Origin of the sequence: Quadrisphaera sp. RL12-1S (genome assembly GCF_014270065.1) — a bacterium.
Lineage (GTDB): Bacteria > Actinomycetota > Actinomycetes > Actinomycetales > Quadrisphaeraceae > Quadrisphaera.
In genome coordinates this window covers 1-21,523 of the sequence record NZ_JACNME010000017.1, presented here as the reverse complement: position 1 = coordinate 21,523, position 21,523 = coordinate 1, and the positions used below count along the sequence as shown (strand labels likewise).

Here is a 21,523-nt window from a genome sequence, read left to right as displayed (position 1 = left end):
CCGGCAGACCACCGGCAGACCACCGGCAGACCGCCGGCAGACCACCGGGCGAACCGCCCCCGCGGCGGCCGCGGACCGAGAAGATGGGACGCGTGCTTCCCCTCACGCGCGTCCGCAGGGTCCAGATCGCCGCCACCGGCGCGCTGACCGTCCTCGCGCTCGCGCTGGTCGGGTGGCTGCTGCTGCGCCCACCGGCCCCCGTCGCCGGGGCCGGCTCCTCACCGTCGGCCACCGCGGCGGGGCTCACCACCTCCCTGGAGCAGGCGGCACCGGGCGCCTCCGCGACCGACGCGTCGTCGTCGGCGTCGTCAGCGTCGTCGGGGGCGCCGGCCTCGCTGGCCCCGGCGCCCACGGCCACCGCCCCCCTCACCGCCACCCCGCCCACCAGCACCACCGCCGGCCCCGACGCGTCCGTCGCGGGCGGCGCACCGGTGGCCTTCGTCGGCGACGGCCTCGACCCGGCCGGCACCGCCAACGACTGGTCGGCGCTGGCCGCCACCGCACTCACCCGGGCGGGCTCGCCCGTGGCGCGCAGCGTCGCCGCCGCGGACGGCGCCGGGTGGGCCGCCCGCGCCGCCGACGGCCGCACCTTCGCCGACCTCGCCGACAGGGTCACCAGCGACCAGACCCGCGTGGTGGTGCTGCTCGGCAGCCGCAACGACCTCACCGACCCCTCGGCCGTGGGCGCGGGGGCCCAGCAGGTGCTGCGCGTGGTCAAGGCCAAGGCCCCGCAGGCGCAGGTGGTGGTGGTGGGGCCGCCCGCCCTCGGCGACGCGGACTCCGCCGCCCTGGTCGCCACCCGCCGCGCGCTCAACGCCGCGACCGCCGAGGCCGGCGTCATCTACCTGGACCCGGCCGCCACGGGCTCCGAGCTCAGCAGCGGCGCCACCACCACCGCGGACGGGTCCGTGCGCCTCACGTCCACGGGGCAGGTGGAGCTGGCGGACCAGGTGCTGCCCGTGCTGCAGCGCCTCCTCGTGGTGCCCACCGGCGGCTGAGGTCGGCTGGCGGCGGCCGGCGACGGCTGGCGGCGGCTGGCGGCGGAGCGGTTCCCAGCCTCCTGCCAGGCGCTGCCGCTGAAGCCGCCGCGCCTGCGCGCCGATGCACTGCTGGTGAGCGACGACCAGACCGCGACCCCCACCGACACCGCCACCCGCACCGCCACCCGCACCGCCACGGCCACCCGGCCCGCGCCCCGTGCCGTCCCGGGGCCGCGCCCCGCACCCGCGTCGGCGGCCCCGGTCCCGGTCCGGGACGACTTCACGTTCACCGCGCCACCGGCCCGCCGCGTCCCCGCGCCCTCGACCGCGCCCCGCGCCTCCCTCGGGCTCGTGTGGATGGCCACGGCCACCGCCGTCGCCGTCCTGAGCGGGTTCTTCGTGCTCATCGTCTCCGGGCGGGTGTTCACCGAGGGCCCCGTGGTGCTGGTGCTGACCCGCACGCACGGCATCCACCTCGGGGACCTCTTCGCCCTCGGGGCCTGGTGCCTGGCCACCGGCGGGCTGCTGGTCTCCGCGCTGGCCGGCACGCCGCTGCGCCGCCGCTAGATCCAGGAGGCGAACCACATCCGCGCGCGCCACGCGTCGTACGTGATGAGCTGCGCCGTCCACACCGGCCAGAAGTAGGCCGCCGCCAGCACGGCCAGCACCACCACGGACCCGCTGACCACCACGCCGGCCAGCCGCCGCCCGGTCAGCACCCCCCCGCCCGACGGCTGCGGCGGTGGTGGCCCGATCAGCAGGCCGAAGCAGTACACGACCGCCATCACCACGAACGGCGCGAACACCACCGCGTAGAACTGGAAGATCGTGCGGTCGCCCACCGTGAACCACGGCAGCCAGCCCGCCGCGACCCCCGCGAGCACCGCACCGGCCCGCCAGTCGCGCTTCAGCGCCCAGCAGAACAGCAGCACCAGCAGCGCCAGGCAGCCGGACCACCAGATGACCGGGTTGCCGAGCGAGGTGATCGCCTCGGTGCACGAGTCCGCGCCGCAGCCGGTCACCCCCTGCGCCTGGCCCTGGTAGTAGAACGAGGTCGGCCGGCCCTGCACCATCCACGCCCACGGCGAGGACTTGTACGCGTGCGGGGAGTCCAGCGTGGTGTGGAACTGCCACATGTCCTGGTGGTACTTCCACAGCGACCGCAGCGCCGGCGGCAGCCACTGCACGCCCTCGCCGGGGTTCTCGATCGCCCAGTTCCGCAGGTGGCCGGTGGTGGAGGCGAACCAGCCCGCCCACGTGGCCGTGTAGACGACGACGAGGGTCGGCAGGGCGACCACGGCGGCGGGCAGGCCGTCGCCCAGCAGGGCCGTCCACCACGCCGGCTGCCCCGCGCGGCGCCGCGCCGCGACGTCCCACAGCACGCTCATCAGCAGGAACGCCGCCGTGAAGTAGAGCCCCGACCACTTCACGCCGCACGAGAGCGCCAGCGCCACCACGGCCGCGAACCGCCACGGCCGCCACCACAGCCGCGGCCAGCCGGACCCGCTGACCACGGCCGCCGCCAGGCGGCGGCGCATCCAGTCCCGGTCGATCAGCAGCAGCGCGAACGCCACCAGCACCCAGAACGTCAGGAAGACGTCGAGGATGCCGGTGCGGCTCATCACCAGCGACAGGCCGTCCACGGCCAGCAGCAGCCCCGCGGTGGTGCCCAGCAGGGTCGACCCCAGCAGCCGGCGGGTGGCCCGCGCCACGAGCAGCACGCACAGGGTGCCGAACAGCGCCGAGGAGAACCGCCACCCGAACGAGCTCTGCACGCCGAAGAGGTGCTCGCCGAGCGCGATCATCCACTTGCCCACCGGCGGGTGGACCACGTAGTCGCCCGTGCTGGAGTACACGTCCACGTCGCCGGCCTCGAAGCTCTTGTCCGAGCCCTGCGGCCAGCTCATCTCGATGCCGGTGGCGAGCATCGTCCAGGCGTTGCGCACGTAGTACGTCTCGTCGAAGACGAGCGCGTGCGGGCGGGCCAGGTCCCAGAACCGCAGGACCCCGGCGAACGCCGTCACCAGCAGCGGCAGCACCCAGCCCCACAGCCGCTCGCGCGGGGTGCTGGCCAGCGGCGGCCCGACGAGGCGCTCCAGCTCGGCGGCCAGGGCCGCGTCGTCGCCGCGGGCGTGCGGGGAGGCCCGGCGCCGCTGCGCGGGCCGCTCGGCGGTCACGGTCACGCCCACATCCTCACCCGTGCGCGCCGTTCCCCGTGACACCCCGCCGATCTCCGCGCCTCGCCCCGGCGCCGCTGCCGCCAGCTCGGCCCAGGGTGGCCCTGGCCCACTCAGACCGGACCAGGGCCACCCTGAGCCGACGAAGGCGGACCGGTGCGGTCAGGCGAGCGCGGCCAGGCGGGGGCCCGCGGCCGCGAGGCGCTCCACCGCGGCGTGCAGCACGTCGTCGCGCTTGCAGAACGCGAAGCGCAGCAGCGACGGCGCCGCGGACGGGTCGTCGCAGAACACCTGCACGGGGATCGCGGCCACGCCGACCTCCTCCGGCATCCGCCAGGCCAGCGCGGAGGCGTCGGTCAGCCCCAGCGGGCGCACGTCCGCGGTGACGAAGTACGTGCCCTCGCAGCGGTTCACGGCGAAGCCCGCCGCGGCCAGCCCCTCGGAGAGCAGGTCGCGCTTGGCCTCCAGCTGCGCCGCGAAGCCGGTGAACACCTCCTCCGGCAGCCGCAGCGCCGCCGCCACCGCCGGCTGGAACGGCGCCCCGGAGACGTAGGTGAGGAACTGCTTGACCGCCCGCACCGCTCCCACCAGCTCCGACGGCCCGTGCACCCACCCGACCTTCCAGCCGGTCACGGAGAACGTCTTGCCCGCCGAGGAGACCACCAGCGTCCGCTCGGCCATCCCCGGCAGCGACGCCAGCGGCACGTGCCGCGCCCCCGAGAAGACCAGGTGCTCGTAGACCTCGTCGGAGACGACGACGGCGTCGTGCTGCACCGCCAGGCGCGCCACCAGCTCCAGCTCGGCGCGGGAGAGCACCCGCCCGGTGGGGTTGTGCGGGGAGTTCAGCAGCACCAGGCGCGTGCGGTCGGTGAACGCCGCGCGCAGCGCCTCCTCGGTGACCTCGAAGTCCGGCGCCCGCAGCGGCACCGTGCGGCGGGTGGCGCCGGACAGCGCGATGGTGGCGGCGTAGGAGTCGTAGTACGGCTCGAGCACCACCACCTCGTCGCCCGGGCCGGTGAGCGCGAGCACGGCCGCGGCGATCGCCTCCGTGGCACCGGTGGTGACGAGCACGTCGGCGGGGGAGACGTCCAGCCCCCAGAACCTCGCCTGGTGCTCGGCGACGGCCTCGCGCAGCTCCGGGACCCCCGGCCCCGGCGGGTACTGGTTGCGCCCGCCGCGCAGCGCGGCGGCCGCGTCGGCCAGCAGCGACACCGGTCCGTCGGTGTCGGGGAAGCCCTGCCCGAGGTTGACCGCCCCGGTCCGCAGCGCCAGCGCGCTCATCTCGGCGAAGACGGTGGTGGTGAAGGGGCGCATCCGCTCGACCAGCCGCGCCGAGACGGCTGGGCCCTGGACGGACGGTGCTCCCGTGCCTCGCGTCACCCCTGGAGTCTGCCAGCGCTCCTCGGGCGCGCCTCGCGCCGGCGGCGGCGCTTCACCGAGTACATGCTGTGGTCGGCCTCGTCGAGGAGGCGCTGGGCGTCGTCCTCGCCCACGGCCGTCGCGGTCCCGGTGCTCGCGCTGACGCGCACCACGGCGCCGCCGGGCAGCGGCACCGGCGCGGTCACCGCGGCGTCGACCCGCGCCAGCAGGTCCGGCACCCGCTCGGCGGCCAGGCCCGGGCACAGCAGCGCGAACTCGTCACCGCCCAGGCGCGCCACGGTGTCGCCGCTGCGCACCGCGCGCCGCAGGCGCTCGGCCACCACGCGCAGCAGCTCGTCCCCGGCGGCGTGCCCGTGCTCGTCGTTGACCGGCTTGAACCCGTCCAGGTCCGCGTACAGCACCGTGACACCGGCCAGCAGCCGGGCGTCGGCGCGCAGCGCCTCCTCGAGCCGCTGCGCGAACAGCGCGCGGTTGGGCAGGCCGGTCAGCGGGTCGTGCAGGGCCGCGTGCACCAGCGCGGCCTGCTCGCGACGGCTCTCGGTGACGTCCTCCACCACCACCAGCAGGTGCGGGAGGCCGCCGTCGGCGGGCTCCACGAGCGACGGCGTGGTGCGCGCCCAGCGCACCTGCCCGTCGGGCCTGACGAAGCGCTGCTCCCGGGAGGCCCTCTCGGTGGTCCGCTCCCGCGCGATCTGCTCGAGCCGCTCCAGGTGGCCGGCGGTGTCGTCGGGGTGCAGCAGGTCCCGCACGCGCCGGTCCAGCAGGTCCTCGGCCGGGCGGCCGGTGAAGGCCGCGAACGCCTCGTTGACGCGCGTGAGCCGGCCCAGGGCACCGGGCTCCAGGCTCATGAGCACCATGCCCGTGGGGGCCGTCTCGAACGCCAGGCGGAACTGCAGCTCGGCCTCGGCGCGCCCCGCGTCCGCGGCCACCTCGGCGGTGACGTCGGTGATGACGGCGGTGGTGGAGCGCAGCGCGCCGTCGTCGTCGCGGGTCTGGGTGAGGGTGACCTCGCCGGTGAAGGTGGAGCCGTCGCGCCGCACCAGCGTCCAGCGCCGGGTGGTGTGCCCGCCCTCAGCGAGTCCCGCGAGCAGGGCCGGGGCGCCCACCGGCACCCCGAGGGCCAGCGCGCGCTCGTGCACCTCGGCGTGCCTGACGAAGCGCAGCGGGCTGCCGCCCACCACCTCGCCGGCCGCCCACCCCAGCATCCGCTCCGCGCCGGAGCTGAACACCGTGATGCGGTGCTCGGCGTCGGTGGCGATGATCCCCTGGGTGGTCGCACCGTCGAGCACGCCCGCCAGCAGGTCCCTCGCCCGGGCGGCCTCGGCGGCCTCGGCGCGCTCCTGCGTGACGTCGTGGAACACCACCACGGCACCCCGCGACCACGCGGCCCCCGCCACCTGCGGCAGGGGGTGGGCGTCCACGCGGTACAGCCGCGGGCGCGGGTCTGCCGGGCCGGTGACCTGCAGGTCCACGCCGGTGACGTGCTCGCCGCGCAGCGCCCGGGTGATCGGCAGCTCGGCGGGTGCCACGGCGGACCCGTCGGCGGCCCGCAGGGCGTAGGTGCCCTCCCAGGAGTCCGGCTGGTCCTCCCGGGGGTTGTCCCCGAGCAGGGCGCGGGCCGCGGGGTTGGCCAGGAGCAGCGCCCCGTCCGCGGTGTACACCGCCACGCCGTGGCTGACGGCGGAGTGCACGGCGCCGAGCAGCGCGGCGTGGTCGCGAGCGCCGGCCAGGGCGGCGTCCAGGCGGCGCTCGGCGTCCAGGCGGTCCTCGCGGTGGAGGGCCACCACGAGCCCCAGCAGCGCCAGCACGCACGCGCACGCCTGAGCCAGCACGACGGCGGTGACCGGCCCCTGGTCAGCGAAGGGCCCGCGACCTGCCACGGCGCCGCCCACCACCAGCGCGCACGAGGCGAGCAGGTGGGCGCCCGCCCACCGCGGCGCCAGGCGCAGCGCCGCCCACACGGCCACCGGGAGGGCGCCGAAGGCCACCGGGACGCCGTCCAGGCCGACGAACACCACGGCCAGCGCGCCGAGACCGCCGAGCCAGACCACCGCCGCCTCGAACGGCCCGGCGCCGCCCGTCCCACCGCCACCGATCCCGCCGCCGACACCGCCGCCGACGCCGCCGCCGGGGAGACGGCGCGCGGCCGCCAGCACCACGAAGGAGCCCGCCAGAGCTCGCACCAGCTCTGCCGGCGCGCGCTCGGGCGCGAGGGTCCACGCCTCGCCCAGACCGGCCTGCACGAGGGTGGACACCAGCGCACCGCCCAGGCAGGCCACCAGCAGCGTGCACGCGCCGCGAGCACGAGCGGCGCGGCGCCCCGCGCCCAGCGCGTCCAGGCAGGCGGTGGTGGCCGCGGCCCCGGCCGCGACCCCGGCCGTCCCGGCCAGCCCGTCCGCGCCGGTGAGGGCGACGACGACGGCGGCCGCGGCGAGCGTGACCACCCGCTCGCGCCAGGCGCGGCGGCGCAGCACCCAGAGCACCACCAGGCCCGTCAGGGGCCACGCCGCGCCCAGGTCGGCGCCGTGCAGCAGCGGCGAGGACGGGCGGGTCGCGGCGGCCGTCGCGGCCACGAGCGCGGCCCAGCCGGCGTCCGGCAGGAGCCCGCGCCAGCGCCGGCCGAGGTGCCGGCCGCGGTCGGGGCGGGCTGCGGTGCCGCCGGTGCTCGGGGGCGCCGGGGCGGTCGTCACCGGGTGGACATCGGCATCCGGCCACCGGGCCTTGACGGCCGGGCACCACGATGGGGGGTGTGAGCGCTCCAGAGCCCGTGCGCGGGCGCGTCGTCCTGGCGGGCACCCCCATCGGCAACGCCGAGGACGCCCCGCCGCGCCTGGTGGCGGCGCTGGCGAGCGCCGACGTCATCGCCGCCGAGGACACGCGCCGCCTGCGCCGCCTGTGCGCGGCGCTCGGCGTCGAGCCGCGCGGGCGCGTCGTGAGCTCCCACGAGCACAACGAGGACGCCCGCGGGGAGGACCTGGTGGCCGCCGCCGCCGCGGGGGCGACCGTGCTGGTGGTCACCGACGCGGGCATGCCCACCGTCTCCGACCCCGGCTACCGGGTGGTGGTGGCGGCCGCGGCGGCCGGGGTCCCGGTGACCACCGTGCCGGGACCGTCCGCGGTGCTCGCGGCGCTGGCCGTCTCCGGCCTGGCCACGGACAGGTTCTGCTTCGAGGGGTTCCTCCCGCGCAAGGCGGGGGAGCGGGCCTCGGCGCTGGCGGAGCTGGCCCGGGAGCGCCGCACGATGGTGTTCTTCGAGGCCCCGCACCGCCTGGCCGCGTCGCTGACGGCGATGGCCGAGGCCCTCGGCGCCGACCGGCGCGCGGCGGTGTGCCGCGAGCTCACCAAGACCCACGAGGAGGTCCGCCGCGGCACGCTGCCCGAGCTGGCGGCGTGGGCGGGGGAGCTGGCGAAGATCGGTGAGGTGACGCTCGTGGTGGCGGGAGCCCCCGCCACCACCGCCGACCCGGCCACCGCGCTGGCCGAGGTCCTCGCGCGGGTGGCGGCGGGGGAGCGCCTCAAGGACGCCGCGGCGGACGTCGCCGACGCCACGGGCGCCTCCACGCGGGACCTCTACCAGGCAGCGCTGGCCGCGCGCAGCCAGCGCTGAGCGTCACCGCTCGACCTCCACCACCACCGCGTCCTCGTCGGCGGAGACGTCCACGACGGCCACCGCGGACTGCACCAGCTGCTCGGCGTGCGCGGCCACCGCGGCGTGCACCGCCGTGAGGGAGGCCGGCGAGCCCACGTGCACCAGCGTCAGCACCGGCCCGCGCGGGGGGCGGCGGGCGGTGATCTCACCGTCGGTGCAGCTGTGCAGCGCCGCTGCCACCAGCGCTCTCACGGACGGCAGCAGCGGCAGGTCCGCCGCGGGCGGCGCGTGGTCGACCACGTCCACCTTCACGCCGCGCGCCCGGGCGGTCGCGGCGCCCCGGCGCACGGCCGGGTCCAGCAGGTCCCGCCCCCGCAGCTCGGCGCGCAGGTCGGCCTCGACCGCCGTGAGCTGGATGCGCACGTCCACCCCCAGCGGCCCCTCGGCCCGGGCCACCGCCTCGAGCAGGGGCACCGCCGCCACCTCCAGCAGGGCCCTGCGGCGTTCGTGGGCCTCGGCCCGCTCCCGGGTGCGGCGACGCCGCTCGCGGGCCAGGGCGTAGGCGCTGTCGCTGCGCAGCAGGTCGATGCGGGTGGTGCGGACGAGGTGCGCCGCCACGACGCCCCAGGCCCACCAGACCAGCACCGGGCCCACGAGCAGCACCGTCTCCGGCGCCCACAGGGGCCCGGGCCCGGCCCAGTGCCGCAGCCCGAGCAGCGAGGCCACGACCCCCAGCACGCTGGCGTGCGCGAGGCCGCGCCGGTCCCGGACCACGAGCAGGGCCAGCGCGGGGCTCAGCAGACCGGCCGCCACCGGCTGGTCGCTGAACCGGGTGCCGGGGGCGATCGCGTAGGCGTTGGCGAGCACCGCCAGCGGCAGCAGCAGCGCCGCCGCGGCGGCGGGGAGCCGGCCGAGGGGACCGCCGGTGGGGGGGGCGCCGCGCCGCCCCGGCAGCAGGAGCAGCGCCGCGAGCACCGCCGCCGCCCCCAGGGAGGAGGCGAGCGCCAGCACGGGCGAGTTCGCCCGGGGCAGCGCCGCGAGGCAGAGCAGGCCCTGCAGGCCCACCCACAGCCCGATGGAGACGAGCAGGGGCTGGCGCCTCAGCTCCAGAGCCCCCGGCCCGCCCGGAGTCAGCGCGGCCACCGCAGCTCCACCGTGGTGCCGCGCCCGGAGCTGGTGACGTCGGCGTCCCCGCCGACGCTGCGCATGCGGCCCACCACCGAGACCCGGATGCCGAGGCGTCCGGTGGGCAGGGCCCCGGCGTCGAAGCCGCCGCCGTCGTCGCTGACCACCACGCGAGCGTCCTCGTCGGCGAGACGGCCGTGCACGCGGGCCCGCACCCCCGGCGGGTTGTGGTGGACGGTGTTGCGCATGAGCTCGGCGGTGGCGTCGGCCAGGGCCTCCACCACCCGCCCGGGCAGCGTGCCGGGGTCGCTGGCCAGCTCCACCGACGCGGCGTCGAAGGCACCCCGGGCGGCGGCGGCCACCTGCTGGGCGGCGAGCGCCGTGCCCACGGTGAGGGTGGCCGGCGGGGCGGCGATGCTCACCAGCGCGGCGGAGGCGGCGGCGGCGGCCTCGCGGACCTCCCGCTCGGTGGTGGCCGCGGCTCCGGCGCGCAGGGCGGTGAGGACGTCGTCGTGGACGGCGGCCTCCCACCGGCCCCGCTCGCCCTCGGCGAGTGCCAGCGCCTCGGCCTCGGCGTTCGCGCGCAGCACCGCGCCCCGGGCCTCGCTCACCCGGCCGGTGGTCTGCTCCAGGCCGCGGGCGAGGTAGTAGACCGAGCCGGCGACGAGCGCGAGCACCAGCCCGTAGACCACCCGGGCTGCGACGCCGTCCTGCAGCAGCGGTGGTGGCGGCGGGCCGGCGGTCGCCACGAGGGCGCTGGAGACGCCCGTGCCCAGCACCCCCCAGGCGCGGGGGGCGTTGCGGGCCAGCACCGCGCCGGCCTGCGTGGCGCTGATCATCAGGTACACCGGCCAGGCGCCGTGGGTCGCGGACGGGGACCCCTCGGCCGCACCGGTGCGGAGCAGGGCGGCGTACGACACCGCCGCGAGCAGGCCCACCGCCACCAGGGCCGCCGCCGGTGGGTCGGGCGAGGCTCCCCGCACGAGGGCCACGGCCGCGGCCGCCAGCGCCGCGACGAAGGCGACGAGCAGGGGCACCGCCCACCACAGGGGACCCACCGGACCGTCCAGGGCGAGGGTTCCGGCGACGGCGAGCAGCGGGGTGGCGTTCGTCAGCAGCACCACCGCGCCCACCAGCCGCCGCGCCGTGGTGCGCGCGGCGGCGGGGCTCACCCGTGCCCCTGGGGCCGGCTGGGGGCGTCAGCGGGGCTGCGCAGCACCGCTCGTGGCGTCATCGTCGTCGAGCAGGCCCATGGTCTCTGCCACGTTGCGCAGCTCCAGCTTGCTGGAGGCGCGCACGTCCACGGCGGCCAGCTTGCTGCGGATGCGCTTGAGGTACTCCTTGACCGTGCCCTCGCCGATGCCGAGGCGGCGCGCCACGGACTTGGCGGGCAGGTCGGCGGCGTACAGCCTCAGCACCTGCCGCTCCTGGGGGGAGAGCAGGTCGTCCAGGTGGGGGGCGGTCTCCAGGGCGCGCGCCATCCGCACCGACACCACGGCCTCGCCGCGGTGCGCGGCGCGCACGGCCTCCACGAGCACCTCGAGCGGCTCGTCCTTCAGCACCACGCCCAGCGCGCCGCGGGCCACCGCGGAGTAGACCTGGGCGGGCTTGGCGCCGTCGGTGTACACCACCACCTGCGCGCCCGCGGCCAGCAGCCGCCCGGTGTTGGTCCCGGGCGTCGAGGCGTCGCCGAGGCGCAGGTCGAGCAGCACCACGTCGAGGTCGTCCCGTTCGGCGAGCAGCTCGTCCACGGTCGGCGCGTGGGCCACCAGGCGCACCTCCGGTGCGGCCTCCTCGATGACCGTCTTCAGCCCCGCGAGCACCACGGGGTGGTCGTCGACCGCTCCCACCAGCACCACTGCGTTCTCCTCCACAGGTGTCTCCCCTTGACGACCGTCGCCCTCGCGGCGCGCTGCACCGTGAGGACCATCGCCCAGATCCTCGCAGGCCGCTTACCGGATAAGTCCTGGTCTGCCGGAGGGGATACCGCCGGAGTCCCTCCGCCGGGGGGAGCGCAGGTCCTTGAGGCGCAGCGCCGGGGACTCCACGAGGTGCCAGGAGGCCAGGGCCACCAGCGCCGTGCCGCCCAGCACCGCGAGGAGGACGACGGCGAACGGCGCGGCCGCCAGCGGCGTGCTGAGCACGAGCAGCGCCACCGGCCAGTGCCAGACGTACGCCCCGTAGGACAGGTCGCGCCGCAGGCGGGGGCGCCAGGGCAGGCGGGCGGCCACCACGAGCAGCAGGAGGGCGAAGCCGGGTGCGCCCAGCGCGCGGTAGTCGTCGAGCAGCAGCAGACCCGCCACCAGGGTGGCGCCCGCGGCGGCCAGCGCCACCGGGGTCACCGGCACGCGGTCGGCCACCAGGTGGGCGGCGGCGCCGAGGGCGAACAGCAGCAGGAGGCGGGGGAGGTTCTCACCCGGGAGCAGCGTCGTCCCGGTGGCCTCCTGGGCCGCGGTGGCCAGCTGCAGCGCGGCCACGCCGGCCACCACGAGCAGCGGTCGTCGGCGCAGCAGCCCGAGCACGCCCAGCCCGAAGACCGCCGCATAGCAGAGGGCCTCGTAGAACAGGGTCCACAGCGAGCCGTTGACCACGGGGTCCGGCGTGGCCGCCGGCAGGCCGGCGATGCCGAACTGGGCCATGAACAGCCCGGCGTTGTGGAGCACGTACGTGGTGGCCGACCCCGGCCCCGTGAGCACGGCGCTCACGCTGCCGCCGTTCAGCACGGCCAGCAGGGGGGCCACGACCAGCGCGGTCACCAGCAGGCACGTCCAGAAGCCCGGCAGGATCCGCAGGGCGCGGTGCCAGACGAAGCGGCCCGGCGAGCGCAGCCGCAGCCAGCTGGCCGTGATGAGGAAGCCCGAGAGCACGAAGAAGCCGTCCACCGCGAGGGCGCCGACCTCGGTGCCACCGATGCTCGGCTGCCAGCCCAGGGCCAGCTGCATGGCGTGGGTGACGGCCACGGCGCCCGCCAGCGCCAGGCGCAGCACGTCGAAGGCGTTGCTGCGCGGGTCGTAGGCCTGCGCGAGCGTGCGGGGGCGCGGTGCGCGAGCGAGGGGCGCAGCGGGGACGCTGTCGCGGGGCGTCGCGGTGGCGGTCACCCCACCACGGTCCGTCAACCTTCCCCTTACGTCAAGGTGAACGTGCAACCTTCACGTGAACGGAAGGTTGCAGGCCTGCGTCGAAGCCCCGGCGAGGGGCTGGGCGGGGTGGGGGTGGGGTGGGTGCCGAGCGGGAGCTGCTCAGGGCAGCAGCGGGCGCAGCGACGCCAGCAGGTCGTCAGCGCCGGCCAGCTGCTCCACGAGCTTGTCGCGCCGCTGGCGCACGTCGGCCTCCAGGGCCACCAGCTGCTCGAGGCGCTCGGCGCGTCCCGCGTCGTCCGCGGCGCCGGGAGCGGCCACCGCGTCGAGCAGGGCGAGCACCTCGCGCATCTCGTCCAGGGTGAAGCCCAGCGGCTTCAGGCGCCGGATGGTGAGCATCTTCGCCAGCGCGTCCTGGCCGTACAGGCGGTAGTTGCCGGGGGAGCGCCGCGCGGGCAGCAGCCCCTCGTCGTCGTAGTAGCGCACGGTCCGGTGGGACAGGTTGACGCGCTCGGCCATCTCGCCGACGGTCATGAGCCCCGCGGGCAGGCCGCCGGTGGGGATCCCGCCCGCGGGCGTCACCGGTGCGCCGGAGCCGCCGCTGCCGGCGGACGTGGCGGGAGAGGCGGACGGTGTGCTCACGGCTGCCTCCTCACCAGTGCCCGACCTGGTCCCGGCCGGGCCGCCCATCCTGCCACCGGGTCAGAGCGACCAGGTGGCCGCGGTCGTCGTCGTGGCGACGGTGACGGTGGTGGTGGTGGTGGTGGTGGTGGTGCTGCCGGGGGTGTCGGTGGTCGAGGGGTCCCACGCCTGGAACTCCTCGGCGTGCTGCTCGCACAGCGAGGCGGTGGCCGACCACTCGACGTCGTAGGCGGCGTCGAGCGTGAGGTCGTCGCGGGACCAGCGGTCCACCAGGGACGCGTCGGCCTCGGCCGGGGAGCTGCCGGCGTCCATGTCCGCGCAGAAGCCGTACGCCATGTCGAGCAGCGTCGCGTCGTCGAAGGCCTGGTAGGTCTCCTCGTACAGGTCGTCGATGAACGCCTGCTCCGGCTGCGACAGCGACGCCACCGTCCCGTCGGGGGTCCTGGCGGCAGCGGAGTCCCCGTCGAGGGCCACCAGGGCCGCGACCGCGCCCGCGGCCAGACCCACCGCGCTCACCAGCAGGACGACGACGGACAGCACCGTCCCCACCACGGCGTGCGCGAAGCCGGCGCCTCCCCGCCGCCGGGAGCGGACGAGACCGAGGACGCCCAGCACCAGCCCCAGCACGGCGCACGGCACCGCGACCACCCAGGACCAGACGGCCGCGGGGTTCCCGCGGGGCTCGGCCAGCCACGGCGCCGGCGGCTGCTGGGGGTGCTGCGCCCAGGGCGGAGGGGCGGGGGAGGTCGGGGCGCGCCACGGGGAGTCGGCGGGACCCGGGTGGGCGCCGGGCGGCGCCGTCTCGTCCACGTGCTCCACGTCGTCCTCCCCGCTGCGCGCGGGGGAGCGGCGCGACCAGCCCGGCGACGGTAGGCGCGCCCGCCGCGGGGCGGTACCCCGTCCGCCGTCCGACCACCCGGCCGGGTGCACCGACGGGCCCGTGCGGCCCCTCCCGGACGGGGGAGGGCCAGCTGCGCGGAAACGCCTCGCGGCGCTGCGCGGCCGTCCCATACTCCTCGCATCCGGCCCGTTCCGGTGCAGGGAGGACCATGGACGTGCAGCGCGCCGAGGCGCTGGGACCGCGCTCAGCAGTCAGGGCGCTCGCGGTGGCCAGCCGTGACCCCCGTGCGCGCTTCCTCGTGGTGGGCGTCGGCTCGACGCTGGTGCACCTGGCCGTCATGACCTCGCTGCTGCCGCTGGTGCTGGCGGAGGTCGCCAACGCCACGGCGTTCGTGGTGGCGACCCAGGCCAACTTCACCGCCAGCTACTGCTGGACCTGGGCGTCCCGCCGCAGCGGCGGGGAGGGCCGCGCGCACGTGCTGCGGCGCCTGGCGCTCTTCAACGCCGCCGCGGTGCTCGGCTTCGGCGTGAACTCCGCGAGCTTCGCCGCGGCGCACCGCCTGCTGGACGCGCCGCCGCTGGTCAGCGCGCTGCTGGCCACGGCCGTCTCGTGCGTCGTCTCGTTCGCCGTGACCTCCCGGCTGGTGTTCGCCCAGCGCCCGGTCGAGCGCCCGGTCGAGCGCCCGGTCGAGCGCCCGGTCGAGCGCCCGGTCGAGGCCCCGGGACCCCTCGCCCGCCCGTCCGCCGTGCGCCGGCGCGCCGGGACGGCGGCACCCGCTCCCGCCGTCCCGGCGTTCGTGCTGGTCCCGGCGCCGCGCAGCGCGCCGCTGTCCGAGGTGCTGCTGCTCCCGGTGCCGTCGGCGCTGCCGGACTTCTCCGTGGTGACCGCGCCGCGTCCGGTGGTCACCGCCTGACCCGCTACCCGGCCACCTCGCGCAGCGTGCGCACGTCCACGACGGGCGCCCCCGACCCGCAGCGCTGGGCGGGGCTGAGCAGCCCCAGCTCCTCGGCCAGCACGCGCAGGTCCACCTTGGTGCTCACCGCGATGCCGCGGGCGGCGAGCTTGGCCCGCAGCCGCTTGAGGTACTCCTTGGCGGTGCCCACGGTGATGCCCATCCGCCGGGCGACGGTCTTGACCGGCAGGTCGGCGCCGTAGAGGCGCAGCACCTCCTGCTCCTGGCGCGACAGCAGCCCGCGCACCTCCCGCACGCGGGCTCCCGCGGCCCGCACCGACGCGCTGGTGCAGGGCTCGCCGGCCCCGGCGGCGCGCACGGCCCGGCGCACCTCCGCCACCGGTTCCCACGCGCCCACCGCGGCGAGGGCGCCGCGCGCCAGGGCCTCCTCGGCCAGCCCCAGCGTCCCCTGCCCGACCAGCAGCACCAGCCGCTGGTCGCGGGCCAGGAGCGCCAGCTCCTCAGCGGTGGGGGAGCAGCCGGCGCAGCTGAGGTTGGCCAGGACGGTGCCGCGCGCCGTGCTCGCGGTGAGGCGGGACAGCTGGTGCGAGCCGGCGAGCGCACCGCACAGCCCGAGCAGGCCCAGCGGGTGCCCGCCGACCACCGCCAGCTGCTGCAGGGGCCCCGCGACCGCCACCCGCCCCACCACCGCGGACGGCTCCTGGCCGCCCTGGCGGACGAGCAGCCGCCTCTCGGCCTGCGCCGTGGCGCGACCGCCTCTGTCCTCGTGCATGGTCCCCCCTGGTGTTGCGCCCTGATACGGGCAGGGGCAGGGTGCGCGACCCCGCGGGCCCACGGCCAGGCCTGGACGTGACTTCCACGAGCACTCGAGGAGGTGCGAGGCCCGTTCCGAGCGGCGCGTCGCCGCTGGTCGCGCCAAGATGATCACCCGCTGCGGGCGGGGCGTCCGGGCCGCCGGGGGCCGCACGGGAGCGCACGGGAGCGCCCGGGAGCGCCCGAGGGCGGGCGAGGGGGGGTGGCGGTGGAGCAGCACGGCGGGGAGGAGGGCCTCGGCGACGTCCTGGCGCGGCTCACCGACCCCGCCACCTCCACCCGGCGCACCGAGCCGGCCCGCCGCCGCCTGGCCACGGACCCGGTCACCCGCGCCCTGCTCGAGGCCGGGGTGCTGGTGCTCCAGCGTGAGCTGGGCACCCTGGTGCCCGCCGAGGGGCCCGAGGTGGGGTCCGCGGGTCAGGACGACGACGTCGAGGGCGCGCGCCGGCCGGTGCGCTTCTTCGACCTGCTGTCGGCCAGCCGGGTGTGCGCGGCGGCCACCGCCGTGGGCCCCCTGCGCGTGACCACCAGCCACCTGCGCGACCGCTGGGCGATCCAGCGGGACTTCGTCGAGGACCTGCTGGCCCACGTCCTGTGGCGCCGCCACTGGGACGACCTGCTCGAGCAGCGCACCCGCCACCTCGCCCCGCCCTCCTCGGCGGGGGAGCTGCCCGCCGTGGCCGAGGCGCTGGCGCGCGCCCACCTGGTGACCGCGGGCCTGCCCGTGAGCACCCGCCTGGAGCTCGTGGCCACCGCGCTGGCCTCCGAGCACCCCGTGCTGCGCCGCCAGCGGGAGGCGCACTACCGCGCCGGGGCCGCGCGCTGGGGCCAGGTGTGGGAGCGCTGCTTCGAGCGGGTCGGGCACCGGCTGCGCGCCGGTGCCGACCTGCACCGGACCAGCTCGGCGCTGTCGGCCGTGGCCGAGGGGGCCAACCTGCGCCTCATCGCGGCGGGTGAGCCGCCCGAGCTGGTCGAGGAGTCGGTGCGGGTGCTGGTGACGGCCGGGATGGCGCTGGCCCGGCGCAGCTTCGAGCCCGACCCGGGGGCTGGCGGTGGCCGGACCGCGGCGGGCCCGCCCGAGGGCCGCCCGCTGTGGCCCGGACCCGGCACCGGCGACGTCTCCGACGTGCTGGTGCACCTCACGGACCCGGTCACCGGCTCGCGGCGCACATCGGCCGCCCGCCACCGCCTGGCCCACGACGTGATCACCAGGCAGCTCCTGCACGGCGGCACGGGCGTGCTGGGGCAGGAGCTCGGGGTGGTGGCCACCGGGCCGTCCGGCAGGGTGAGCGCCGCCATCGCCGCGCAGCCCCGCTTCTTCGGCCTGCTCTCGGCCGCCGCGGTGGAGGCCGCCGGCCGGTGCCTACCCGCCGGCACCCCCCGGCCCACGGCCGCGCAGCTGCGCGACCGCTGGCGCAGCCAGGACGACTACGTCGAGGACCTCCTGGCCTACGCGGCCCACCGCGTGCGCCGGGTGCGCTGGGAGGTGCTGGGACGGATCCGCGCGGTGGCGCTGGCGCCCTTCGCCGACGGGGGCGGCGGGTGGCAGCGCCTCGTCGCGTCCCTGGAGGCCGCGGCTGCGGCGGTGCTCGCCGACGAGGACCTCGAGGGCCACGACCGGCTCCGCCTGCTGCTCGTGGCGCTGTCCGCGGCGCGCCCGGCCGTCGCGCAGCGGCTGTGCGAGCAGGGGGCGCGCGAGGAGCGGGCCACCGGTGAGCTGGTGGCCGAGCTGCTGGCGCTCGCCGGGCTGCAGCTGCGGGCCGACGTCTCCGCCGCAGAGCTCGGGCGCACCCTCGTGGCCCTGCGCGACGGCGTCGTGCTGCGCGCGCTGGCCACCGGCCAGCAGGGTGACGAGGAGGCGAGCGCCGTGCCCCCCTTCGCCCGGGCCACCGTCGAGGTGGTGGCCGGGTGCCTCGCGGACCCGGTCGGCTGAGCCCGGCTGAGCCGCCCCGGGGCGCCTGCCGTCAGACCACGAGGCGCTCCCGGCCGCACCGCGCGCAGTAGTACGGGGACTCACCCGGCTCGCGGCGCAGCGCGGAGGGCCACAGCACCCAGCGGTGCAGGCCCAGGCGGCAGCGCCACGGCATGGAGCGGATGGTGCTCGTCCCGGCCGGTGATCGCAGCCCGGGACGGGGCCGTTGGGGCGGTCGGGAGTCCGGTACGTCCCGGTGCGCCGGACCTGCCCGAAACCTCCGCGGTTTGGGCAATCGCCTGTGCGGCGCCGCCTCGGCGGCCACGATGGAGGTCCGGAAGCCGTCGTCCACCGGAAGGCCTCCCATGTCCACCGCGCACCGCGTCACGATCGTCCACGAGCGCTTCACCGAGCACGGGGGCTCGGAGGCGGTGGTGGAGGCGATGGCGCGCCACTGGCGCGACGCCGCCGTGCTCGCGCCCGTCGCCCGGCCCGGTGTCATCGCCCCGGACCTGGAGCACCGCCTGCGCAGCACCCCGCTGTCGCGGCTGCTGCGCGGCAGCACCTACTCCCACCTCCTGCCCGCGCTGCCGGTGGCCATGAGGGCGCTGCGCCTGCCGCCGTCCGACGTCGTCGTCGCCTCCCACCACGCCTTCGCCACGCAGGTGGCCCTGGCCAGCAGGGCACCCGTGGTCGCCTACGTGCACACCCCCGCCCGCTGGGTCTGGGACGCCGCGCTGCGCTCCAGCGAGGGCCGCGGGCCCGGCACCGCGGCGCTCGCGGCGTTCTCGGCGGCGTTCAAGCGGCACGACGTCGCCGCGGCGCAGCGCGTGCACACGCTGCTGGCCAACTCCACGTGCGTGGCCGAGCGGATCCGCCGGTGGTGGGGCCGCGAGGCGCAGGTGGTGGCGCCCCCGGTGGACACCGGCTACTACGCGCCCGACCCGTCGGTGCCCCGCGAGGACTTCTTCCTGCTGGCCGGGCGGATGGTGCCCTACAAGCGCCCTGACCTGGCCGTCCGCGCCGCCGCCCGCGCCGGGGTGCGCCTGGTGGTGGCCGGGGAGGGACGCGCCCGGCACGACGTGGAGGCGCTGGCCGGTCCGGGCACCACCTTCCTCGGGCGGGTCAGCGACGCCGAGCTGCGCGACCTGTTCCGCCGCTGCCGCGCGCTGCTCATGCCCGGCGTGGAGGACTTCGGGATCGTGCCGGTGGAGGCCATGGCCTGCGGGGCCCCCGTCATCGCCGCCGGCGAGGGCGGCGCTCTCGACACCGTGCTGCCCGGTCTGTCCGGGGAGCTGGTCGAGCAGGTCGGCCCCGAGGGCGAGGTCGACGCGTGGGCGCAGGCGCTGGCCTCCTTCGACGCCACCGGGCTCGACCCGGCGCGCGTGCGCCGCCACGCCGAGGGGTTCTCCCGCGCGAGCTTCGACCAGCGCCTGGGCGCGGTGGTCGAGGCGGTGGCCAGCGGTGTCGTGGTGCCCCGGCCGCGCGCGCAGACGGTGGACGAGCTGCTGGCCCGCACGGTGGCCGAGGCCGGCGCCGGGCGCGAGCGCATCGTGCTGCCGGAGACCTCCTCCCGCAGCGCCAGCGCCCTCTGAGGTCAGCCCTCGCGCTCGGCGCCCAGCTCCGCGTGCCGCTCGTGCAGGCGCGCGCGCACCTGGTCGGGGGTCAGCTGCTGGCGACGCCGGGTGTCCCGGGCGACCACCGCGCCGGTCGCGACGACGCCGGCCAGCCCCGCCACCCCCAGGAGCTTGAGCAGCGTCGAGCGCCGGGAGGTGCGCCCGGCGCGCCGTCCCGCTCGCCGTGCTGCTCCGCCTGCCGCTGGGTCGTCCGCGCTCGGTGCCACGGCAGGATCCTGCCGTGGACGCGACGCGCAGCACAGGGCTCCCGCTCGACGAGGCGGTCGAGCTGACCCGCACCGGCGACCTGTGGCTGTTCCGGGGGCGCAGCCCCGCCGACCACGCGATCCGCGCGCTGACCAACGCGCCGGTCAACCACGTGGGCATGGCGGTGGTGCTCGACGACCTGCCGCCGCTGATGTGGCACGCCGAGCTCGGCCGCGGCCTCGTGGACGTCTGGACGGGCACGCAGCACCGCGGCGTGCAGCTGCACGACCTGCGCGCCGCCGTCGACCAGTGGCGCGGCCGGTACGCCCAGCGCGCCTGGCTGCGCCAGCTCGACGTGCCGGGCGGGCTGGGGCGGTTCGCGGAGGACGCGCTGCTGCAGGAGGTCGCGCGCAGGGACGGGACGCCGTTCCCGGCGACGGCGGCGCTGGCCGGCCGGTGGCTGCGCGGGCGCGCCCGCGTGCGGGCGAGCGCGGCCACGGCGTACTGCGCGGAGGTCGTGGCGAGCGCGTACCAGGCGATGGGGCTGCTGCCCCGGGACCGGCCCGTCAACGCCTACGACCCGGGCACCTTCTGGAGCGGCGACCGCCTGGCGCTCCTGCGTGGAGCGCGCCTCGGGGCGGAGGTCGCGATCGGGGAGTAGCGGCGCATGCCCCCTCATGGTGGTACAAATGTGACTCATGGGGCTCATGGGTTGGGTGATGACGGCGACGTCGCCGTCCCCGTCCGCCACGCCCCTGCCGAGCGCCTCGGCGTCGGGCAGCACCGACTACGGCAGCACGCGCGAGTTCCTCCAGCGCATGCTCGCCGAGGCCTCCCCGACGCCCGGGCCGTTCGGCGGCTTCGCCGGGCCCGCAGGCCGCCTGCTCGGCGTGGTGCTGTTCCTCGTGCTCGTGGCCGCGGTGCTCGGGCTCGCGGTCTCCCTCGTCGCGGCGGTCGGGAGCCTGCGCAAGGGCGGACGGGCCACCGGGCACCTGCTTTCCGCGGTCGGCTGCGCTCTCGTGATCCTCATCATCGGCACCTTCTCGACCTTCACCCTCGGCTGGTTCGACCTGCTCTCATGAGCCCGGCCGCCGTCAGCTCCGCAGCCCCGACGGCGGGCGGCCCGGCCGAGCGCCCCGAGCCGCGCACCCCCGGGGGCGCCGCCGCGTCGCTGCTCGTGGCCCTGCTGCTGGTGCTCGTCCCCACGGGTGCCGCGATCGCCTCGGCCGCGCTGCCGGTGCCGAGCCCCGCCCCGGCCGCCTCGTCCACGACCTCGTCCACGAGCCCGTCTACGAGCCCCACTCCCAGCCCCGCGCCCTCCGTGACGCCGTCGGCGCCCACCGACCCGGGGACGACGACGGCGGCCGCGTGCCCCAGCGGCCTCCTCGGCTGGCTCACCGCGCCGTACGCCGCCGACGACTGCCTGGCCGCCACCCTCGCCGAGTCCGTGGGCTGGCTGTTCTCCTACACGGTCACGGCGGTGACCACCTACGTGGCGTTCAACCCGCTGCGCGGCACGTACTGGCAGGTCTACCTGTGGCACTGGGCGCTGCTCAGCGCTGTCGCGCTGGTGGTGGCGGTGGTCCGCTGGCTGGTGAGCCTCGTCCTGGAGGGGGCGGTGGAGGGCGTCCGCTCGGCCGGGCGCTCGTTCGCCCTGCTGGCCGTGGGACTGCCGGTGGCGTTCTCGGTGCCGTTCTTCGTGCTCCTCGTCGACGCCGGCGTGCTGGCCGTCACCGGCGCCTTCGCGGGCGTCTTCGCCGCGCGCGTCACCGAGCTCACCGCCCAGCTGTCCCACGGGCTGCTCCTCGGCGACTCCCCGGGCGCCCTGCTGGCCACGCTGCTGCTGGTCGCGTTCCTCTTCCCGCTGCTCCTGGTGGTGCTGTTCGCGTTCGTGCTGCGGCAGATCGCCGTGTACGCCATCCCCGTCTTCGGGCAGTTCGGGCTCCTCCCCGCCATCGCCGGGGACGGCGGGCACGCCCTGCGCTCCTACGTGCGGGTCATGGCGGGCACGCTGCTGTTCCCGCTGCAGGTGGTGGACCTGCTGGTCATCGGGGTGTCGTTCATGGACTTCACCACCTACGGCGAGGGCTTCGTCACGCTGCTCTACCTCATCGGGATCGTGCTGTTCGCGCTCATCGGCGGCTCGCTGCTGTCGCTGCTGTTCGGCACCGCCGCCGGCAACGCCGCCTACGCCGGCGCCCGCGCGCGGGCCCGCCGCCGCGGCCGGCTGCGGCTGCGCCCGGCCCGCGAG

The 21,523-nt window shown here is 77.4% G+C and carries 20 protein-coding genes and 1 pseudogene; 9 read left to right on the top strand and 12 right to left on the bottom strand.

From position 1 onward, the window contains the following. The first annotated feature begins 92 nt into the window (after window positions 1-92). Both H7K62_RS20120 and H7K62_RS20115 read left to right on the top strand, forming a co-directional pair. The gene (locus H7K62_RS20120; protein ID WP_186722050.1) at window positions 93-998 is read left to right on the top strand and encodes an SGNH/GDSL hydrolase family protein; all 906 of its coding nucleotides are present in this window, start codon (window positions 93-95) and stop codon (window positions 996-998) included. Between the two features lie 114 nt (window positions 999-1,112). Beyond that, a complete protein-coding gene (locus H7K62_RS20115; RefSeq protein WP_186722048.1) occupies window positions 1,113-1,547 on the top strand; it encodes a hypothetical protein in 435 nt (144 codons plus the stop codon). On the opposite strand, the gene H7K62_RS20110 is transcribed toward H7K62_RS20115, so the two are convergent. From H7K62_RS20110 to H7K62_RS24335, 3 genes are all read right to left on the bottom strand, one after another. Further along, a complete protein-coding gene (locus H7K62_RS20110) occupies window positions 1,544-3,163 on the bottom strand; it encodes a dolichyl-phosphate-mannose--protein mannosyltransferase (protein WP_222437947.1) in 1,620 nt (539 codons plus the stop codon). The two genes, H7K62_RS20115 and H7K62_RS20110, sit on opposite strands and share 4 nt — an antisense overlap. A 156-nt stretch (window positions 3,164-3,319) precedes the next feature. Beyond that, complete coding sequence (locus H7K62_RS20105) at window positions 3,320-4,471, bottom strand: pyridoxal phosphate-dependent aminotransferase (protein WP_186722129.1); 1,152 nt, start codon at window positions 4,469-4,471, stop codon at window positions 3,320-3,322. Between the two features lie 62 nt (window positions 4,472-4,533). Further along, entirely contained in the window at window positions 4,534-7,227 is a 2,694-nt protein-coding gene (locus H7K62_RS24335) for a diguanylate cyclase domain-containing protein (RefSeq protein WP_186722046.1), read from the bottom strand. A 50-nt stretch (window positions 7,228-7,277) separates the two neighbouring features. Between H7K62_RS24335 and rsmI the strand changes: the two genes are divergently transcribed. Further along, on the top strand, window positions 7,278-8,144 hold the full coding sequence (rsmI, locus tag H7K62_RS20095; protein ID WP_186722038.1) for a 16S rRNA (cytidine(1402)-2'-O)-methyltransferase: 867 nt from the start codon (window positions 7,278-7,280) through the stop codon (window positions 8,142-8,144). A 3-nt stretch (window positions 8,145-8,147) separates the two neighbouring features. Here rsmI and H7K62_RS20090 read toward each other — a convergent pair whose 3' ends face one another. The 6 genes from H7K62_RS20090 to H7K62_RS20065 all read right to left on the bottom strand — a co-directional run bounded on the left by H7K62_RS20090 (window position 8,148) and on the right by H7K62_RS20065 (window position 13,789). Next, window positions 8,148-9,269: a hypothetical protein gene (locus H7K62_RS20090; protein ID WP_186722036.1), complete on the bottom strand. Its 1,122-nt coding sequence runs from the start codon at window positions 9,267-9,269 to the stop codon at window positions 8,148-8,150. Next, entirely contained in the window at window positions 9,257-10,423 is a 1,167-nt protein-coding gene (locus H7K62_RS20085) for an ATP-binding protein (protein WP_186722034.1), read from the bottom strand. The genes H7K62_RS20090 and H7K62_RS20085 overlap by 13 nt, the downstream gene beginning before the upstream one ends. A 27-nt stretch (window positions 10,424-10,450) precedes the next feature. After that, entirely contained in the window at window positions 10,451-11,125 is a 675-nt protein-coding gene (locus tag H7K62_RS20080; protein WP_186722032.1) for a response regulator, read from the bottom strand. Window positions 11,126-11,203: 78 nt separating this feature from the next. Beyond that, window positions 11,204-12,349, bottom strand: coding sequence for an acyltransferase family protein (locus H7K62_RS20075; RefSeq protein WP_186722024.1), 1,146 nt, complete (start codon window positions 12,347-12,349; stop codon window positions 11,204-11,206). Window positions 12,350-12,490: 141 nt separating this feature from the next. Continuing rightward, window positions 12,491-12,970 carry a MerR family transcriptional regulator gene (locus H7K62_RS20070; RefSeq protein WP_222437946.1) on the bottom strand — a complete coding sequence of 160 codons (480 nt, stop codon included), beginning with the start codon at window positions 12,968-12,970 and terminating at the stop codon, window positions 12,491-12,493. 60 nt (window positions 12,971-13,030) lie between these two features. Further along, a complete protein-coding gene (locus H7K62_RS20065; protein WP_186722022.1) occupies window positions 13,031-13,789 on the bottom strand; it encodes a DUF732 domain-containing protein in 759 nt (252 codons plus the stop codon). A gap of 230 nt (window positions 13,790-14,019) precedes the next feature. On the opposite strand from H7K62_RS20065, the gene H7K62_RS20060 reads away from it, so the two are divergent. Continuing rightward, entirely contained in the window at window positions 14,020-14,724 is a 705-nt protein-coding gene (locus H7K62_RS20060) for a GtrA family protein (protein WP_186722021.1), read from the top strand. A 4-nt stretch (window positions 14,725-14,728) separates the two neighbouring features. On the opposite strand, the gene H7K62_RS20055 is transcribed toward H7K62_RS20060, so the two are convergent. Further along, entirely contained in the window at window positions 14,729-15,496 is a 768-nt protein-coding gene (locus H7K62_RS20055; RefSeq protein WP_186722019.1) for a helix-turn-helix transcriptional regulator, read from the bottom strand. Window positions 15,497-15,745: 249 nt separating this feature from the next. On the opposite strand from H7K62_RS20055, the gene H7K62_RS20050 reads away from it, so the two are divergent. Continuing rightward, a complete protein-coding gene (locus H7K62_RS20050; protein WP_186722018.1) occupies window positions 15,746-17,470 on the top strand; it encodes a hypothetical protein in 1,725 nt (574 codons plus the stop codon). 31 nt (window positions 17,471-17,501) lie between these two features. On the opposite strand, the gene H7K62_RS23080 is transcribed toward H7K62_RS20050, so the two are convergent. Beyond that, window positions 17,502-17,624, bottom strand: a complete 123-nt coding sequence (locus tag H7K62_RS23080; RefSeq protein WP_255480858.1) for a hypothetical protein — start codon at window positions 17,622-17,624, stop codon at window positions 17,502-17,504. A 190-nt stretch (window positions 17,625-17,814) separates the two neighbouring features. Here H7K62_RS23080 and H7K62_RS20045 point away from each other — a divergent pair, with 190 nt between their 5' ends. After that, window positions 17,815-19,044, top strand: a complete 1,230-nt coding sequence (locus H7K62_RS20045) for a glycosyltransferase (protein ID WP_186722016.1) — start codon at window positions 17,815-17,817, stop codon at window positions 19,042-19,044. A gap of 2 nt (window positions 19,045-19,046) precedes the next feature. On the opposite strand, the gene H7K62_RS20040 is transcribed toward H7K62_RS20045, so the two are convergent. Beyond that, on the bottom strand, window positions 19,047-19,292 hold the full coding sequence (locus H7K62_RS20040; RefSeq protein WP_186722160.1) for a hypothetical protein: 246 nt from the start codon (window positions 19,290-19,292) through the stop codon (window positions 19,047-19,049). A gap of 14 nt (window positions 19,293-19,306) precedes the next feature. On the opposite strand from H7K62_RS20040, the gene H7K62_RS20035 reads away from it, so the two are divergent. The 3 genes and pseudogenes from H7K62_RS20035 to H7K62_RS20025 all read left to right on the top strand — a co-directional run. After that, on the top strand, window positions 19,307-19,933 hold the full coding sequence (locus tag H7K62_RS20035; RefSeq protein WP_186722014.1) for a hypothetical protein: 627 nt from the start codon (window positions 19,307-19,309) through the stop codon (window positions 19,931-19,933). Window positions 19,934-19,991: 58 nt separating this feature from the next. Continuing rightward, window positions 19,992-20,354 (top strand): hypothetical protein, encoded by a 363-nt coding sequence (locus tag H7K62_RS20030; protein ID WP_186722013.1) that lies wholly within the window; start codon window positions 19,992-19,994, stop codon window positions 20,352-20,354. Continuing rightward, window positions 20,351-21,523: pseudogene (locus H7K62_RS20025) on the top strand (hypothetical protein); the annotation flags it as partial. The gene H7K62_RS20030 and the pseudogene H7K62_RS20025, both read left to right, overlap by 4 nt.

Bases quoted from the DNA above. Each gene is read 5' to 3' on its own strand.
- H7K62_RS20105 (WP_186722129.1), bottom strand. From the start codon at position 4,471: ATGCGCCCCTTCACCACCACCGTCTTCGCCGAGATGAGCGCGCTGGCG.
- rsmI (WP_186722038.1), top strand. From the start codon at position 7,278: ATGGGGGGTGTGAGCGCTCCAGAGCCCGTGCGCGGGCGCGTCGTCCTG.
- H7K62_RS20060 (WP_186722021.1), top strand. From the start codon at position 14,020: ATGGACGTGCAGCGCGCCGAGGCGCTGGGACCGCGCTCAGCAGTCAGG.
- H7K62_RS20055 (WP_186722019.1), bottom strand. From the start codon at position 15,496: ATGCACGAGGACAGAGGCGGTCGCGCCACGGCGCAGGCCGAGAGGCGG.
- H7K62_RS23080 (WP_255480858.1), bottom strand. From the start codon at position 17,624: ATGCCGTGGCGCTGCCGCCTGGGCCTGCACCGCTGGGTGCTGTGGCCC.
- H7K62_RS20045 (WP_186722016.1), top strand. From the start codon at position 17,815: ATGTCCACCGCGCACCGCGTCACGATCGTCCACGAGCGCTTCACCGAG.
- H7K62_RS20030 (WP_186722013.1), top strand. From the start codon at position 19,992: ATGACGGCGACGTCGCCGTCCCCGTCCGCCACGCCCCTGCCGAGCGCC.